At 63.3% G+C, this 15,945-nt stretch carries 16 protein-coding genes; 5 read left to right on the top strand and 11 right to left on the bottom strand.

From position 1 onward, the window contains the following. Positions 1-21: 21 nt before the first annotated feature. The 4 genes from FHU29_RS08325 to FHU29_RS08340 are packed head-to-tail and all read left to right on the top strand — an operon-like array spanning position 22 to position 4,826. Positions 22-2,307 (top strand): heavy metal translocating P-type ATPase, encoded by a 2,286-nt coding sequence (locus tag FHU29_RS08325; protein WP_064438902.1) that lies wholly within the window; start codon positions 22-24, stop codon positions 2,305-2,307. Further along, entirely contained in the window at positions 2,304-2,621 is a 318-nt protein-coding gene (locus tag FHU29_RS08330) for a metal-sensitive transcriptional regulator (protein ID WP_013806835.1), read from the top strand. Before FHU29_RS08325 ends, FHU29_RS08330 begins: the two co-directional genes overlap by 4 nt. 37 nt (positions 2,622-2,658) lie before the next feature. Beyond that, positions 2,659-3,327, top strand: coding sequence for a precorrin-8X methylmutase (locus tag FHU29_RS08335; RefSeq protein WP_423785865.1), 669 nt, complete (start codon positions 2,659-2,661; stop codon positions 3,325-3,327). Next, positions 3,324-4,826 carry a precorrin-2 C(20)-methyltransferase gene (locus tag FHU29_RS08340; protein WP_064438901.1) on the top strand — a complete coding sequence of 501 codons (1,503 nt, stop codon included), beginning with the start codon at positions 3,324-3,326 and terminating at the stop codon, positions 4,824-4,826. Before FHU29_RS08335 ends, FHU29_RS08340 begins: the two co-directional genes overlap by 4 nt. Here the strand turns inward: FHU29_RS08340 and FHU29_RS08345 are convergent. The 10 genes from FHU29_RS08345 to dprE2 form a co-directional block, all read right to left on the bottom strand. Then, complete coding sequence (locus FHU29_RS08345) at positions 4,814-5,656, bottom strand: F510_1955 family glycosylhydrolase (protein ID WP_083962118.1); 843 nt, start codon at positions 5,654-5,656, stop codon at positions 4,814-4,816. The two genes, FHU29_RS08340 and FHU29_RS08345, sit on opposite strands and share 13 nt — an antisense overlap. Beyond that, complete coding sequence (locus FHU29_RS08350) at positions 5,653-7,731, bottom strand: heavy metal translocating P-type ATPase (protein WP_157094904.1); 2,079 nt, start codon at positions 7,729-7,731, stop codon at positions 5,653-5,655. The genes FHU29_RS08345 and FHU29_RS08350 overlap by 4 nt, the downstream gene beginning before the upstream one ends. 60 nt (positions 7,732-7,791) lie before the next feature. Further along, positions 7,792-8,646 (bottom strand): metal-dependent hydrolase, encoded by an 855-nt coding sequence (locus FHU29_RS08355; RefSeq protein WP_083962117.1) that lies wholly within the window; start codon positions 8,644-8,646, stop codon positions 7,792-7,794. Positions 8,647-8,680: 34 nt separating this feature from the next. Next, complete coding sequence (locus FHU29_RS08360; RefSeq protein ID WP_064438899.1) at positions 8,681-9,238, bottom strand: GNAT family N-acetyltransferase; 558 nt, start codon at positions 9,236-9,238, stop codon at positions 8,681-8,683. Continuing rightward, complete coding sequence (locus tag FHU29_RS08365; RefSeq protein WP_064438898.1) at positions 9,232-9,993, bottom strand: DUF1906 domain-containing protein; 762 nt, start codon at positions 9,991-9,993, stop codon at positions 9,232-9,234. Before FHU29_RS08365 ends, FHU29_RS08360 begins: the two co-directional genes overlap by 7 nt. 142 nt (positions 9,994-10,135) lie before the next feature. Beyond that, positions 10,136-11,182: a YdcF family protein gene (locus tag FHU29_RS08370; protein WP_341478964.1), complete on the bottom strand. Its 1,047-nt coding sequence runs from the start codon at positions 11,180-11,182 to the stop codon at positions 10,136-10,138. 63 nt (positions 11,183-11,245) lie between these two features. After that, the gene (locus tag FHU29_RS08375; RefSeq protein WP_064438897.1) at positions 11,246-11,983 is read right to left on the bottom strand and encodes a cobalt-precorrin-6A reductase; all 738 of its coding nucleotides are present in this window, start codon (positions 11,981-11,983) and stop codon (positions 11,246-11,248) included. Then, positions 11,983-12,732 (bottom strand): precorrin-4 C(11)-methyltransferase, encoded by a 750-nt coding sequence (gene cobM / locus FHU29_RS08380; RefSeq protein ID WP_064438896.1) that lies wholly within the window; start codon positions 12,730-12,732, stop codon positions 11,983-11,985. The genes FHU29_RS08375 and cobM overlap by 1 nt, the downstream gene beginning before the upstream one ends. After that, entirely contained in the window at positions 12,729-13,943 is a 1,215-nt protein-coding gene (locus tag FHU29_RS08385; RefSeq protein ID WP_064438895.1) for a bifunctional cobalt-precorrin-7 (C(5))-methyltransferase/cobalt-precorrin-6B (C(15))-methyltransferase, read from the bottom strand. Before FHU29_RS08385 ends, cobM begins: the two co-directional genes overlap by 4 nt. Then, complete coding sequence (gene dprE2 / locus FHU29_RS08390; protein ID WP_269747824.1) at positions 13,940-14,725, bottom strand: decaprenylphospho-beta-D-erythro-pentofuranosid-2-ulose 2-reductase; 786 nt, start codon at positions 14,723-14,725, stop codon at positions 13,940-13,942. Before dprE2 ends, FHU29_RS08385 begins: the two co-directional genes overlap by 4 nt. Before the next feature lie 31 nt (positions 14,726-14,756). Here dprE2 and FHU29_RS08395 point away from each other — a divergent pair, with 31 nt between their 5' ends. Continuing rightward, positions 14,757-15,221, top strand: a complete 465-nt coding sequence (locus FHU29_RS08395; RefSeq protein ID WP_064439120.1) for a PPOX class F420-dependent oxidoreductase — start codon at positions 14,757-14,759, stop codon at positions 15,219-15,221. Here FHU29_RS08395 and FHU29_RS08400 read toward each other — a convergent pair. After that, a complete protein-coding gene (locus FHU29_RS08400; RefSeq protein ID WP_183377495.1) occupies positions 15,180-15,917 on the bottom strand; it encodes a thioredoxin domain-containing protein in 738 nt (245 codons plus the stop codon). The genes FHU29_RS08395 and FHU29_RS08400 overlap by 42 nt on opposite strands. Positions 15,918-15,945: the final 28 nt, after the last annotated feature.

Genomic DNA, 15,945 nt, shown 5'->3' on the forward strand with positions numbered 1-15,945 from the left:
AATTTGATCATGGAGTTTCGCATGAGATCCGTTCTGGACAATCAGCCAGCTACCAAAGTCATTGACCTCGATATCGGTGGCATGACGTGCGCTTCGTGTGCCTCGCGGATCGAGAAGAAGCTCAACCGCATCGAAGGCGTCACCGCTAGCGTGAACTTCGCGACCGAGAAGGCGCATATCACCACGGCAGCAGATGACGTGACGCCCAATGACCTCATCAGTGTCGTCGAGAAGACCGGCTACACTGCGCTTTTGCACCGGCCAGATGTCACCGGCACCGCAGCCGACATCGACGCAGAAGATAACGCCGCTGTGAAGAAGCTTCGGCTTCGGCTCATTATCTCTGCGGTACTCAGCGTCCCCGTCATTGCGATGGCGATGATTCCGGCATTGCAGTTCAATTATTGGCAGTGGGTGTCCCTCGCTCTCGCCACGCCCGTCGTCGCCTGGGGCGGGTGGCCATTCCACCGGGCGACGATCCTCAACGCGCGCCACCGCACCGTCACGATGGACACACTTATTTCCATCGGCACTCTCGCGGCATTCGGATGGTCGGTGTACGCCCTCTTCTTTGGCATGGCCGGGCACGTAGGCATGACCCACCAATTCACGCTGATCCCCGCACGTGGGGATAGCACGGCGAACATCTATCTGGAAGCGGCCGCAGGCATCACCGCGTTCATCCTGGCAGGCAAGTACATGGAAGCCCGGTCAAAACGCCGTGCCGGCGCCGCGCTGCGCGCGCTCGCTGACCTCGGCGCGAAGGACGTCGCGATCCTGCGTGACGGGAACGAGGTCCGCATACCAGTGAGCGACCTTGCGGTTGGCGACCGATTCGTCGTCCGTCCTGGTGAAAAAATCGCGACAGACGGCGAAGTGATTAACGGAACGTCAGCCGTTGACGAGTCGATGCTGACCGGCGAATCCGTGCCAGTAGACGTCGCGCCCGGGTCCAACGTCACAGGTGCCACCCTCAATACTTCCGGACGGCTTGTTGTCCGCGCGACCGGTGTGGGCGACGATACGCGCCTCGCTCAGATCCGCACCCTCGTCGAGAACGCCCAAACGGGTAAAGCGCACATTCAGCGGCTTGCCGACCGAATCTCCGCCACGTTCGTTCCCTTCGTGATTGCGCTGGCGAGCGCCGCCTTTGTGTTCTGGCTGGTGCGCGACGGATCGTTGCAGTTCGCTATCACCGCTGCGGTCGCGGTGCTGATCATCGCCTGCCCCTGCGCACTCGGCCTTGCCACACCTACGGCTCTGCTTGTCGGCACAGGACGTGGCGCTCAGCTCGGCATCCTTATCAAGGGGCCTGAAGTTCTCGAGTCAACCCGCACTGTAGACACCGTCGTCCTTGATAAGACCGGCACGATCACCTCAGGTCAGATGTCCCTTCGCGATGTCATCACCGCTCACTCCGCCACGCGAGCTGACGCACTCCGCTACGCGGGTGCGCTGGAAGATTATTCCGAACACCCCATAGCCCGGGCGATCGCCGCCGCGGCCCGCGAGGAACTATCCAGCCTGCCGGGCGTGGAGCAGTTCGAGAACCTTGCCGGGCTTGGTGTCCGCGGAGAAGTGAACGGCACATTCGCAATGGTGGGCAGGCCTGCGATGCTGGCCGACTCGGGGATGACACTGCCGCCTGCTCTCACCGAGGCCACACGCGCTGCGGAACGGCAGGGCCTCACCGCTGTCGCGGTCGCGTGGGACGGATCCGCCCGCGGAGTGCTCGTGGTCGGCGACTCGGTGAAACCCGAGTCCGCCGCGGCGATCCGGCGGATGCGCGAACTCGGGTTGCGAACAATCATGCTCACCGGTGACAACGAGACAACCGCTCGTGCTATCGGCAGCAACGTTGGAATCGATGACGTGATCGCCGGCGTCATGCCCGAGGACAAAGCGTCGACCATCACCCAGTTGCAGCAGGAAGGCCGCACCGTTGCGATGGTCGGTGATGGTGTCAACGATGCGGCGGCCCTGGCGCAATCCGACCTGGGCATCGCCATGGGATCAGGAACGGATGTGGCGATACACGCGAGTGATCTCACTCTTATCCGGCCTGACCTGAGCGCCGCCGTCGACGCGATCCGGCTCTCTCGCCGCACACTGCGCACAATCAAGGGGAATCTGTTCTGGGCGTTCGCGTACAACGTGGCCGCTCTGCCGATTGCCGCGGCCGGATTACTGAACCCCATGATGGCAGGTGCAGCGATGGCGCTATCGTCGTTGTTTGTTGTCGGAAATAGTCTGCGGCTGCGCAGGTTCAAAGGCAGTTTCTTGTCGGCTTCAGCGAAAGGCGCATGACCATGGAAGACCAGACGTGCACCACCGGCAACCATCACGGCTACATCACCAGCAAGGATGCCTACCTCAAGCGCTTGCGCCGCATCGAGGGGCAGGCCCGGGGGCTGCAGCGCATGGTCGAAGACGAGAAGTACTGCATCGACATACTCACCCAGGTGTCGGCAATGAAGAGTGCTTTGCAAGCTGTCGCGCTCGGACTCCTCGACGACCACATGGCGCACTGTGTCGCTGAGGCTGTCGCCGAAGGTGGCCCAGAGGCGGAGGCCAAGCTGAAGGAAGTGTCAGACGCAATCACGCGCCTCGTGCGGTCGTGATTCCGGGCGCCGCGGAAAGGGCCGTAGACTCACGCCCATGCCTGTGACACAAATGGCCGACCAGGAGCGGTATTCCGCACTGATGCGCGACGGATACGAACGCGACGGCATCGCGATCTACCGGCAATCCTTCGCCATCATCCGCGAGGAAGCTGACCTATCCGGGTTCCCCCGTCCGGAAGCCGATGCGATCGTCAGAATGATCCACGCGTGCGGCCAAACGGACCTCGCCGCGGAAGTGTCGTATACGTCCGGGGTTGTCGAGGCGGCGCGGGCGGCGCTGCGTGCGGGTGCCCCGATTCTTGCGGACACGGCGATGGTTGCCTCCGGTGTGACCCGCAAACGTCTGCCAGCAGACAACAGCGTCATATGCACCCTCAGCGATTCCACCGTGGCCCAGCGTGCGGCACAGTTGGGCACCACGCGCACCGCTGCGGCTGTCGACCTCTGGGAAGACTTCGTCGGCGGTGCGGTTGTCGCGATCGGAAATGCTCCCACAGCGCTCTTTCACCTGCTGGAACGGATCGACGGCGGATGGCCTGCTCCCGCGGCGATCGTCGGCGGCCCGGTGGGATTCGTCGGTGCGGCCGAGTCCAAAGAAGCACTCATCGCGTCAGGATTACCGCATCTCATTGTCCGGGGCAGGCGAGGCGGCAGCGCGATCACCGCGGCCGCCGTGAACGCGATCGCGAGCACGCAACTGTGACCGGAAAACTGTTCGGCATCGGTCTAGGACCGGGCGACCCGGAACTTGTCACTGTCAAGGCCGCGCGCATCATCGCTGAAGCGGACGTGGTGGCGTACCACAGCGCACGCCACGGCCGCTCCATCGCCCGTAGCGTCGCCGCTCCGTACCTGCGTGATGGGCAAGTCGAAGAGAAACTCGTCTATCCGCTGACAACGGAGACCACCGATCATCCCCGCGGATACCAGGGCGCGATCGACGAGTTCTACGAAGAATCTGCTGCTCGTTTGGCCGTCCATCTCGATGCTGGCCGCGATGTCGCTTTGCTCGCCGAGGGAGATCCCCTCTTCTACAGCTCCTATATGCATATGCACAAGCGGCTTTGTGGCACCTATAGGACGGAGATCGTGCCCGGTGTCACATCCGTGGCTGCGGCATCCGCAGCCACGCAGACCCCGCTTGTGGAGCGCGATGAGGTCCTGACGGTCTTGCCGGGGACGCTGCCCGTCGCTGAACTCGCCGACCGGCTCGCAAACAGTGATGCGGTCGCGATCATGAAGCTAGGCCGGACATTCGGGGCTGTCCGCGAGGCTCTCGAAAAATCGGGGCGGCTCGAGGAGGCCGTGTACGTCGAGCGCGCGAGCTGGCGTGCACAGCGAGTCCTCCCGCTCAAGGACGTTGAACCCGACGAGGTGCCCTATTTCTCGGTAGCGCTGGTACCGTCCCCCCTCAACACTTCTGCCCCGCATGGTTCGCGGGGCGAGGTGGTGGTTGTTGGGCTGGGTCCGGGTGATCCTGACTGGACAACCCAGGAAGTGCGGCGCGAACTGCGCGCAGTGACAGATCTCGTCGGCTACGGGCCATACCTGGCGCGTGTCGCACCGAACGCCTGGCAGCGCCATCATCCGTCTGATAACCGTGTCGAGGAAGAACGCGCCGCGTTCGCCCTTGACCTCGCGCGCGGTGGTGCCCGGGTAGCCGTGGTGTCGTCCGGTGATCCTGGCGTGTTCGCGATGGCCACCGCAGTGCTCGAGGTGGCGTCGCGAGCCGAATACGCTGACATACCGGTACGCGTCGTTCCCGGACTCACCGCCGCGAATGCGGTTGCTGCGCGCGCGGGTGCCCCCCTGGGCCACGACTATGCCGTGATTTCCCTCTCTGATCGGCTCAAACCGTGGGATATCGTCGAGGAGCGCCTCACCGCCGCCGCGAAAGCTGATCTTGCGATCGCAATCTACAACCCTGCATCGAAGAGCCGCACGTGGCAGGTTCAGGCAATGAAAGAGACGTTGCTCCAGTACAAATCACCGGAGACCCCCGTGGTGATCGGCCGTGCTGTGGGCAGCCCGAACGAGGATGTGAAACTCGTGCCTCTCGGGTCACTCGACCCCGCTGACGTTGACATGCGCTGTCTGCTGATCATCGGATCGTCGCAAACCATCCTGACTGAGCGTTCCGCAAGTACTGTGGTCTATACCCCACGCCGGTATCCGGCTACTTCGTTACCTCAGAACTCGTAGAGTTCGGAGAACGTGGTCCCGCCGTCGGAGGATTGGTAGACGGCGCGTGCAGTGGCGACGTACACGTGGCGCTCATCGGTGGCAAGGAACGCATGGGGCGGATCATCCAGGGAACCGCGTGCTTCCCAGGTGTCGCCACCGTCCCTGCTCCGGTATAGGGTGCCGTCTTCGTCGATGCCGAACAGCTGGTTTTCTCGAGGCCAGTCGATGAGGGTCAGAGCCGGTGCCGTGTCGATGACTTCAAAGACACGCCCGCGATCTGTGCTGCGTGCTGGTCCCCGCTGCACCGTTGCGATCAGCTCAGCGGGGTCAACGGGTGAGACGGCGAGATCAGAGGCCGGGAAGCGGGCGCCCCCAGTCCAGGTCACTTTGTCTTCGCTGACCATGACCTGCTGGTTCGTGCTGTCGTAGCCGTACACGTTGCCGTGCTTGAATTCGAGGGCGTGGAAGTCGGCTGAACCGGACAGCGACACCGTTTCCCAGGACGCTCCCCCATCTGTGCTCTCGATCAAACCGAGGTTTATGGGCTGTTCAGTGTCGTCCGGACTCGGATGCCCGCTGGCAAGAAAGTGATCAGGCCCCACTACCGCAAAGCCCATGAAGTCCTGGATCACATCACCGACTCGTACAACTCCGCTCTCCGTTATCCGGAAAATTCCGTAGTGGGTGCCCGCATACAGTTCGCCGTCCGCCGGGTTGATACCGAGCCCGTGGATGTGGCCGATACCCGGATCGAACTCTCGCTCCTGCTCCTGCTCAGAGGAGCAGCCCGCCAGCCCTGCTAATGCCGCGGCAGCCAAGGCGAGCGCGCCTCGTCGTCCCAAAATCACCGTGCTGCTCCATTCGAGAGGGGTGCGGGTTCGAGGTTAACGCGGCGCAGGAACTGCGCGTTAATAGCCACCACAATCGTCGATGCGGACATCAGCACTGCAGCCATCGCGGGTGGCAGAACAAAGCCGGTGAACGCCAGAACGCCTGCGGCGAGTGGGATGGCGACAATGTTGTACGCCGTCGCCCAGACGAGGTTCTCCCACATCTTTCGATACGACCGCTTCGACAGAGTGATAACCGAGAGCACTGCGCGTGGGTCGTCTGATGCTAGGACCACCCCTGCCGATTCGATAGCCACGTCAGTCCCCGCACCGATAGCAATGCCTGCGTCGGCTCGTGCCAGAGCAGGAGCATCGTTCACGCCGTCACCCACCATCGCGACGCTGTGGCCGCGTGATTGAAGCTCGCTGACCTTGGCTTCCTTGTGTTCCGGAAGAACACCGGCGAAGACCTCGTCGATACCTAACTCCTGGGCCACGGCGTCAGCGACTTGCTGTGCATCCCCAGTCACCATCGCAACCTTCACCCCATGGCGGTGCAATTCCGCTACAGCGACACGAGATTCGGCGCGTACCGCATCTTCGAGAGCAAAAGCGCCCACGACAGCACCATCAGCGACGACATGGAGGACGGAGGCTCCGCGGGAGCGCCACTGAGTTGTGTCGGCGCGCAGCGACTCGGGCTCCTGCAGTTCCAGGTCGCGGAGTAGTGCCGGCCCGCCGACATAGGTTTCGCGTCCGTCGACTCGAGCCATCACGCCCCGGCCTGGGAGGGACCGGAAATCGGTGGCTCGATAGCGAGTTGCGCCCGCGCCGGCCCTACGCACGATCGCGCGGGCAACCGGATGTTCGCTGTCTCTCTCCACCGCAGCAGCGAGCGCCAGGACCTCCTCATCCGACGACCCAGCCGCGGCTACCTCAGTCACCTGGTGCTGCCCCTCTGTCAGGGTGCCAGTCTTGTCGAACAAGACAACGTCGACCGTGCGCATGCGCTCCAGAGTGAGACGATCCTTCACCAGGATGCCAGCGCGGGCAGCGCGTTCTGTGGAGATGGCGATGACGAGCGGGATAGCAAGCCCAAGAGCATGCGGGCAGGCAATAACCAGCACCGTGACGGTGCGGACGACCGCATCATCGATGTTGCCCGCCATCAGCCATATCGCGAAGGTAGCGGCGCCTGCGGCGATCGCGAAGTAGAAGAGGAAGGCGGCGGCACGGTCAGCGAGTGCCTGAGCCCGAGATGAGGATGCCTGGGCGGCCGCAACCAGCCGCTGAATGCCCGCAAGGGCGGTGTCCTCCCCGATCGCCGTGACGCGGACATGCAGGGAACTATCGGTCGCAACTGTTCCGGCGACCACAGGTTCACCGGAACCCTTGGAAACCGGCTTCGACTCCCCGGTAATCATGGATTCATCCATGTCGGCCGTGCCCGAAATGATGACACCATCCGCTGGGACCCGCCCACCGGGCCGGACGATGACCAGATCACCACGGGCGAGTTCCGACGCCGCGACAGCCTCGACCGTTTCGCCATCCTCACCCGTAAGCCGCTCGGCCTGGTCAGGCAGCATCGCAGCGAGCGCATCGAGAGCGCCCGATGCTGAGCCAAGTGCGCGCATCTCCAGCCAGTGTCCGAGCAGCATGATCACGATGAGGAGGGCTAGTTCCCACCAGAAATCAAGGTCCATTCCGCCGATCTCGAGAGTGGTCGCCCAGGACGCGAGGAACGCAACCGTGATAGCCATCGCGATCAGGATCATCATCCCCGGCTGGCGGGCTTTGAGTTCGCGGACCCCGCCGGTGAGAAACGGCATACCCCCGTAGAAGAAAATGACGGTTCCCAGGACGGGCGGGATCCAATCGGCACCGGCGATGTGCGGGATGGTGTAGCCGAGCAGGTCCGCAACCATGTGGCTGAAGTACACGACGGGAACAGAGAGCACCAGACTTGCCCAGAAGCGCTTCCCGAATTCCTCGCCGTGCGCGCCGTGGCCTTTGTGCCGGTCGACGATCTGCGTCTCGTCGTGCGTGGTGTGCGGGTCTCGTCTCGTCATTTCCGCGTGCTGGTGATCCATGACAACTCCTCACTGTAGCCTGCAGCCACTATACCCCCATAGGGTATAGTCGCAACACCGTTAAGCTACCAGCCATTCCGCCGTCCACCACACGTGGCCACTCAGGACAGCCGGCCCGATCCACAGTGATGACGCGAGCGCGGCACTGGTCAGAATCTGCTCACGAGACCCGCCTGCACGGCCCAGAACAGGAATGCGAAGACGGACCCGCGGCAGCGGCCAGAAGAAATTCGGCAATCCACGCACCGTCATCGCGTCTTGCAAGCAGTGCAGGAGGCAGCCGATCGCAGCCGTCCACGGCATCCACCACCACTCCTCAGGTGCGAGCCACAGTGCCAGTGCCACGATGCCGGCCGCCTCGAGCGCGATGATCTCATCGCCGATCAGTCGGGATCGCAACACAGACAGCCCGAGCGTCAGCATCATCGTGTACGCGAGGAACCACATCATGACGATGAGTGCCCAGTTTGCGGGCAGGACAACATCACCGAATTCGTGGGGCACGCGCGCAAGCGCTCCCGCAAGCACACCCATGAGCACTGCAAACGCGAGAGTATGGGTTTTCCCGACCCGGTGACCGCCCGACAGTTTCCCAACGACGCGGGCGAAGAACTTCGAGATCGGCCCCAAAGTCCGCGCGAGCCGAGCATCCGAATGGTCCCAGTCCGGCCACACCGACCATCCCGCGATGGCGATCGTCGACACGATGATCTCCCCCGCTGACATCGTGTGCCCTGCTGCTGCGGCGACTGGTGGCGCACACGCCAGCCATAGGACGCTCGTCGTCGCCATGTGCCCCCGGCCCATCATCGCCCCGTGAACTCCAATCGAGTGTTTGCTTAGCAATACGAAAACTGTTGCAAAGCAAAGCAATACAGGACGACTCTGACAATTTTCTTTATATGTGCCGCGCATCACCCGCAAGACGCCGCACCGTGTGCGGCGAATGTCAGAAGTGGCCGCGCCACTCGCTTCGATTCACGCGCCAGACGCACTCCCGGCCACTGTGCCCTTCGGCACAGCGTGGAGCTTCATATGTCCCGCGCAACGTGAACCCCAGCTTGCGCGGAATCCTGGCACTGAGGTGGTTCGCCTCGTCATGGTGGATTTCGACATACCTGAGCGCAGCATCACGGAACGCGTAGCTAGCCAGCGCACGCGCCGCCGCAGTGGCGATACCACGCCGCACATGACGCACGTGAGTCCAGTAGCCAATTTCGACACCGTCGGGGTCGACGCGGCGATGCAGTCCCACAGCACCGACCACATTCGCCTTCTCGAACACGCCAAAGTGCTCGTCGCCGCCGCTTCGTGCGATGTTCCGCCAGTAGGTGATCAGCTCTGCCCGCTGCTCAACCGTCATGGGTTCAGAATCAAACCAGGGCATCCACGGCCGCAAATGGTCCGAACTCAGCGCGACGGCTTCCGCAAGCAGGTCAGCGTCGCCGGTCTCCCACCACCGGATTGTGTAGGGCCCCGCCTCGATAGGTTCCGGCTCACTTACCACTGACCGTAATTTGCCTTGAGGATTCGGTTCCGGTCGATTCCGATGCCGTCGACCTTCAGTCGGTCGATCTCGAACTGATGGATGTGCGCAGCAGGATGCACCCTGCCTCCAGATCCCCAGTTGTGCATCCAGAAGAACGTTCCTAAGCCACGGCCACGCAAGAAATCGATCGTCGGGTAGTTCGCGTACACGCCAGTACGGCCCTTGCCAATAACGGATTCCCAGCCCCGAATGTAACCAGCCACAAGTTCGAGTTCACTTGACGTCGGGTTGTCATCGATTGCCGCGTAGATCGGCACATTCGATGGCCCTCCAGCCGCTTGATGCAGCGCGATTCCCTTGGCGGCGTGGGTGACTCCACCATTGAAGCCCGCGCGCCAGTCACTCGTCGCGCCCTTGCCAAATTGATAGCAGGACACAATCACCAGGCCGTTCGCCTTCATATCGGCGACCTCGGCGGCGCGCATCGGCTTACCGAGCATCCAGGATTCGCGCCGCTCCGACATGTACCGGATCACGCCGCGGTAGCCCGCATTCTTAATCGAACGTCCTGACGGGACGCCCGCGGAATAGTCGATCAGCGTCTGCCCCACGTCGTTTGAGTTCGGTGGCGGGCTCGGCTGCGGCGACGGCGGTGGTGTGCCGCCTGGACCCGGTGAGTTCATCAGATCGTCGAGCGAGCCGAGAAGACCCGGCGCGTTCAGCGCAAGGCCGCCCAGGGCGGCGTGCTGAATAAAAGATCGTCGGGTGGCCATAACGTCCTCTCGGTAGCGGGAGGCTAACGGTGCGTCGCTATATTAACCACATTGTTATCTTGAGTACGGAAGTATCTCAAAATTCTCAGAAATCACATTGGCCTCGCGTGTCACCTTGCGCGTCCACCGCGGCACCTCCTGGTTACTGGGCCGATAGCGAACCGCTGGACTCCATAAGGACGTCGAGAAAGCGGCCAACGACGTCAGAGAGCCCCGCGAAGTCAGCCGCGTCTGGTAGCGCGCCCCATCCTGGTGCCGGTTGTGGGAGGCCTGTCTTCGCTACCGGGATCCCGGCGGCGCGCGTCGCTTCCAGCCTGATGCCAGCCTGTTGCGCTCTTGTGTACGGGCTGAGGAACCTGGCCAGATCCGTCTCTGTGGTCACCGTGCCCGCCACCCTAGTGCCAGTCGCGGCGAAGTTAGCAGCAGCACGTCTGACATGGCTCGGGGACGTCACGAGAATGATCTCCGAGATACTCTGCTGCTGAAGCAGTTCCGTTGTGTACTGCGCGTTCGTCACCGTCGACGTGGACCGCGTCTCCGTAGTGATACGTGATTCCTGCACACCGTGGGACAGTAGCCACGCTTTCATCGCGGCAGCCTCGGTAATTCCGTTCTTCGGAACGCCTCCGGTTACAAAGACCGGAATATCTGGCGTTGCCTGAGCCTGCCGCAACCCAATTTGAAGTCGATTCACGAGTTCCGCCGCCATAGTGCCGTCGTCGCGTAACCCATAACCGAGGATCACGATTGCCGTCGGTGAAGATGCTGCCGCCACGGTCTGGGTCGATGGCACAATCTGTGCCGCGGCGTTAACGCCATCGATGACGTTGCGCGCGGTCAGCGCTGCGGCAGGGTTGATGTCGCTCAGCCTTCTGAGCGCCGCGTCGCGAGTCGCGGCGTCCTCTATCTGCTCTGACCAGATCGCCTGCAGCGCCAGCGCGTCAGCATCGCCGGACGTCATGGCCAGCATGCTCTTGAGGTCGGCGAGTCCGCCAGAAGCATCGTGCGCGGCGAACTTCACTTGCGCTCTGTTGTATAGACCAGCGGCATCCATCTCGGACGAGGCATGCGCTACGGTCGCCGAACGGTGAGGTGGAACGAGCGAAGTGGCCTGACCACCTAGTGCCGCACAGGCAACGACCGAGGCCGTCACCAGGCCAAGCTTGGCAACTCTAGTCACATAGGTCACAGGAGTCACGGTAGGTGCTGCGCGCCACAACATGCTTTCAGAGCGACGACGGACCAATAACAATCAGCAGATTTCGCGTGAGACGGCTTTCACCCAGCGCACGGCCGCACGCGTGGAAGAAACCGCGGCCGTTCCGAGGGGCAAGGCGGGCCGCCGCACCATCACAACAGGGATGCCAAGCTCGCGCGCGGCAGCAAGTTTCGCGTATGTCTGCTCACCACCGCTGTTCTTGGTCACCAGTACACCGATGCAAAAGTGCTCCATCAGCGCACGCTCTTCGCTGGTACGAAACGGCCCCCGCTGGGTGATGAGGTGCCACCCGCCAGGAAGTTCCCACCCGGGCGGATCGATCACCCGCGCGACCACTGAACGTAAGGCCGTGAATGACCGCATCTCCTGCCGCCCAATGGTGAGGAATACCGGCTGACCGAACCGGGCCGCCAGCGCGCACGCGTCGTCCATGGTGTCCGCGGCTTCCCAAGTGTCTTCACGCCCAGGCAGCCAGGGCGGCCGGTGCACCACCAGTAGTGGTGTCCGCGCTACCCGGGCCGCTGCAACCGCGTTGGTAGTGATCCCCTGTGCAAACGGATGCGTTGCGTCTAGCACCGCACCGATGCGCTGCTCGCGCAGCCAAGCCGTCAGACCCTCCGCACCGCCGAATCCGCCGATCCGCACTTTCCCGTCCGGCAAGACTGGATCTGCCAGTCGGCCAGCCAGCGACGACACCACCTCGTGCTCTTCCTGAAGCCGTCGCGCCAGGGCCCTGGCTTCCCCAGTCCCGCCCAGGATCAGCACCCGCATCAGTGCGTTGTCCGCGTCCGAGCCACTGAGTACAGGTAACTGTCCGGAAAGCCCTCGGCTGCGAGCACTCGGCCGACGATAATTACCGCGGTTCGCCGGATCTCCTGTGCGTGCACAGCTTCAGCAATCGTGCCGAGGGTCCCACGGACGATTTTCTCGTCCGGCCGGCTCGCGAACGCAACCACCGCCACGGGACAGTCTGGGCCATACGACGGGAGCAGTTCCGACACGACCCGGTCGATGTGACCGACCGCGAGGTGCAGCACGAGCGTGGTGCGCGTCTGCGCGAGGTGCCGCAGCTCTTCACCCGGAGGCATCGCGGTCGCGTCGACCGCGATGCGTGACAGGATTACAGTCTGTCCCACCCCGGGGACGGTGAGTTCGCGGCCAAGCGCGGCTGCCGCGGCTGCGAATGCCGGTACGCCGGGGACGATTTCGTAGTCAACACCGGCCTGTTCAAGCCGACGGACTTGCTCCGCGACGGCGCTGTAGATCGACGGGTCACCGGAATGTACGCGCGCCACATTGTGGCCATCGCGGTCTGCAGCGATGATGCGCTCCACAATGTCGGGCAGACTCATTCGGGCGGTATTGACCTTCACGGCGTTCTCCGGGCAAAGGTCAAGAAGCTCCGCCGGGACGAGGGATCCCGCGTACAAGCAGACCGCAGACTCCGCGATGCGGCGCTGGCCGCGCACGGTGATGAGATCTGCGGCGCCGGGTCCGGCACCGATGAAATACACCGTCATGGTTTAGTTCCTATCCATTGTGTACCCGGCAGCTGTGGACGCCAGGCGGTGAATTCGCCGAGCGGAGCAGCACGGTACACCTGCAGTTTCCGCATTGATCCGCCACAGCGTGAAAACCAGTCGAGGAGCAGCGCCTCTGACTGCGCTGTGACCGCGTTGACCACCATTCTGCCGCCTGGTGAAAGACGACTCCAGCAGGCGTCGAGCAGGCCATCTTGTGTCACCCCGCCGCCTACCATGATCGCGTCAGGTGCAGCCACTCGCGGTGCCAGTCCGCTGAAACTCTGTGGTGCGGCTGCGGCGATCACCAGACCTGGGACACCGAGTTGCTCTGCGTTGCGTTTGATCCGCGGCACCCGGTCAGCGTCAGCTTCGAAGGCTACCGCGCGGCACAGTGGGTGCGACCGCATCCACTCGATCGCGATGCTTCCGGACCCCGCGCCGACGTCCCACAGCAGTTCGCCCGGAGCGGGTGCGAGTGCCGACAGCGTGAGCGCACGCATTTCCTGCTTCGTCAGCTGGCCGTCGTCCCCGTAAACCGCATCGGGCAGCCCTGGGACGCGCGTAAGCCGTGCTGACACCGTCCCTGCAACCTCAATCGCGACGACGTTGAGGCTGTGGCCCGCGCCATAAGACCACAGCTGCGCTGTACCTTCCACGACATGCTCGTCAGGCCCGCCGAGCCGCTCGAGCACTGTCACCAAGGAAGAGCCGTATCCGTGGCCGCTGAGGAGCTTTGCCACCTCAGCCGGCGTGTGTTCATTCTCGCTCAGAACGAGCAGCTTCCGGCCCTGCGTCAATTCGGGCACGAGGCTCGAAACATCGCGGTTGACCAGGCTCACCACCGGGATTTCGTGCAACGGCCAGCCCAGACGCGCGCACGCAAGGGATGCCGACGACACATGCGGAACAACATTCAGGCCGTCGCGCCCAGCGATCCGTGCCAGTGTCACTCCGATGCCGTGGAACATCGGGTCCCCACTCGCGAGCACACACAGGCCCGAGTCCCGATGCGCGTGAATCAGACCTGGCAGCGCAGGCATGAGCGGTGAGGGCCACGCGATACGTTCCTGCCCCAAGTCCGGCACGAGCGCGAGCTGGCGGCAAGACCCCATCAATACCCGAGCTTGCCCGATCGTGTCACGCGCTTTGGCCGACAATCCTGCCCAGCCGTCAGCTCCGATACCGACGACGGCAATCTGCTTGGTCATCGGGGCATTCTCCGCCAGATCGGCTGGGGCACATATCGCAACACGGCGAACAGCAAGCGCAGCGCGTTTGGCACCCATACGCGTCCACGGCGACGCAGAAGCGACTTGTGGACCGCGTCGGCAACCTGTGGTGGTGTGCTCGACAACGGCGCCGGATCCATTCCTTCTGTCATCCGCCCGATCACGAATCCCGGACGCACCAGCAGCAAATGAATACCGCTCCCGTGGAGAGCATCACCGAGCCCGCTCGCGAAGGCGTCGAGCCCCGCTTTCGCTGAACCGTAAACATAGTTGGCGCGGCGCGCACGGATGCCCGCAACTGAGGAGAAGACGACGATGTGGCCGCTTCTCTGGGCGCGGAGAACCGTCGCAAGGTGAGTTAGCAGACTGATCTGCGCCACATAGTCGGTGTGCACAATCTGGACGGCATGTTCCGCATCCGCTTCGGCCCGCCCCTGGTCACCCAGGATCCCGAACGCCAGCACCGCCACCCCGATCGGACCTGCTTCAGCAACGATCTGATTGAGCACCTCCCCATGACGGGAGAGGTCATCTGCATCGAAATCTATGGTGATAACGCGCTCAGCACCCGCCGTCCGCACCTGGCCGGCCTCTTCCGCAAGATGAGCACCCTCCGCGCGGGCACGCGCGGCGAGGACCACGGTGCGGCCTGGCGCCAGCCGTGCAGCGACTTCCATTCCGATTTCACTGCGGCCCCCGAAGATCACCACTGCACCGGGATCCAGTGCTCGGTGCCGCCGCTTCACCTGCGAGATAGTCACGTCTCTAGTGTGCTCGACTACCGTGGGCGGCATGGCACACACCCCTGCTGACCTCAATTCAGAGGCACTCGATTTCCTGACCGAACGTCACCTCGGGTCGCTGACGACACTGCGATCGAATGGGTTGCCGCACGTCGTGGCGGTCGGTTTCACGTGGGACCAAGACGCGGGGATCGCTCGGGTGATTACGAGTGACGGCAGCCAGAAGGTGCGCAACGCCGAGCGCACCGGTTACGCGACCGTATTCCAGGTTGAGCGCGCGCGCTGGCTCGCCCTGGAGGGTCCCGCTGTCGTCCGCCGCGAGCCAGAGGCTGTCCGAGTCGCTGAGAACCGCTACGCGTACCGCTATCGTCAGCCTCGCGTCAATCCGAAGCGCGTCGTCATAGAGATCTCCGTGTCCCGAATCCTGGGTTCCCGCTCACTTTTCGGCGAGACCGGGGACTCACTCGGCGGTTCAGCTTTCGTTTCCGGCCGCACGGACCGACGCAGCGAATGAGTCCGGACCCACCGGCCTGTACCGCTCACCGTTGATCAGGACTACGGGCAGTTCGGCGGGCTCATCTGCGGTCCAGCGCTCGGTAGTTCCGTGGATGTGTTCCGCGAAACGGAGTTCGCGCACACAATTTTCGACTGCGTGCGATGCGCCGTACACATGCGCGGTTTCGATGAGCGTCGCGTCGTCCCGAAAAAGATCGGCGTCCTCCACGAGTTGTTCGTACAGCCCCGCCCGGAACGCTGGCCAGTTGGCGATGTCATCACCGGCCACACAGAGTGCCGAGTTCGCAATACGGAGTGAGGCAGACTGATCTGTCCCGGCAGGAGGGGCGACGGCAACGAACTCCAGGATGGCGTCGCCTCGTTCCGATAGTTCGCGCAGCACAGGGCCGTAGCCTAGTGCGAAATCCTGACAACCCTCACACAGGAAATCCTCGACGATCGTCACAACCGGGTGGCTGGCTGGAACTGCGTGACCAAGGGGGATGCGCACCGCGCCGTCCGCTGTACCGGGCGGTGGGGATTCGTCTTCCAGCGACGGCGTAGGGTGCGGGGTGCCCACAGCGGATCCTGGCTCCCCGACTGTCTCGTCACCGCGCGAGAAAATGATGATCACCGTGATGGCCGCGAGAGCAAGAGCGGCCAGCGCCCCGAATCGCATCAGCCGCGAATAGCGTGGCTGCTCGTTTCCAGCCACATCCTGCTCCTTGCTTTCCTGGGCGGGC

The sequence above is a fragment of the Hoyosella altamirensis genome, assembly GCF_014191505.1.
GTDB classification, from domain to species: Bacteria; Actinomycetota; Actinomycetes; order Mycobacteriales; family Mycobacteriaceae; genus Hoyosella; species Hoyosella altamirensis.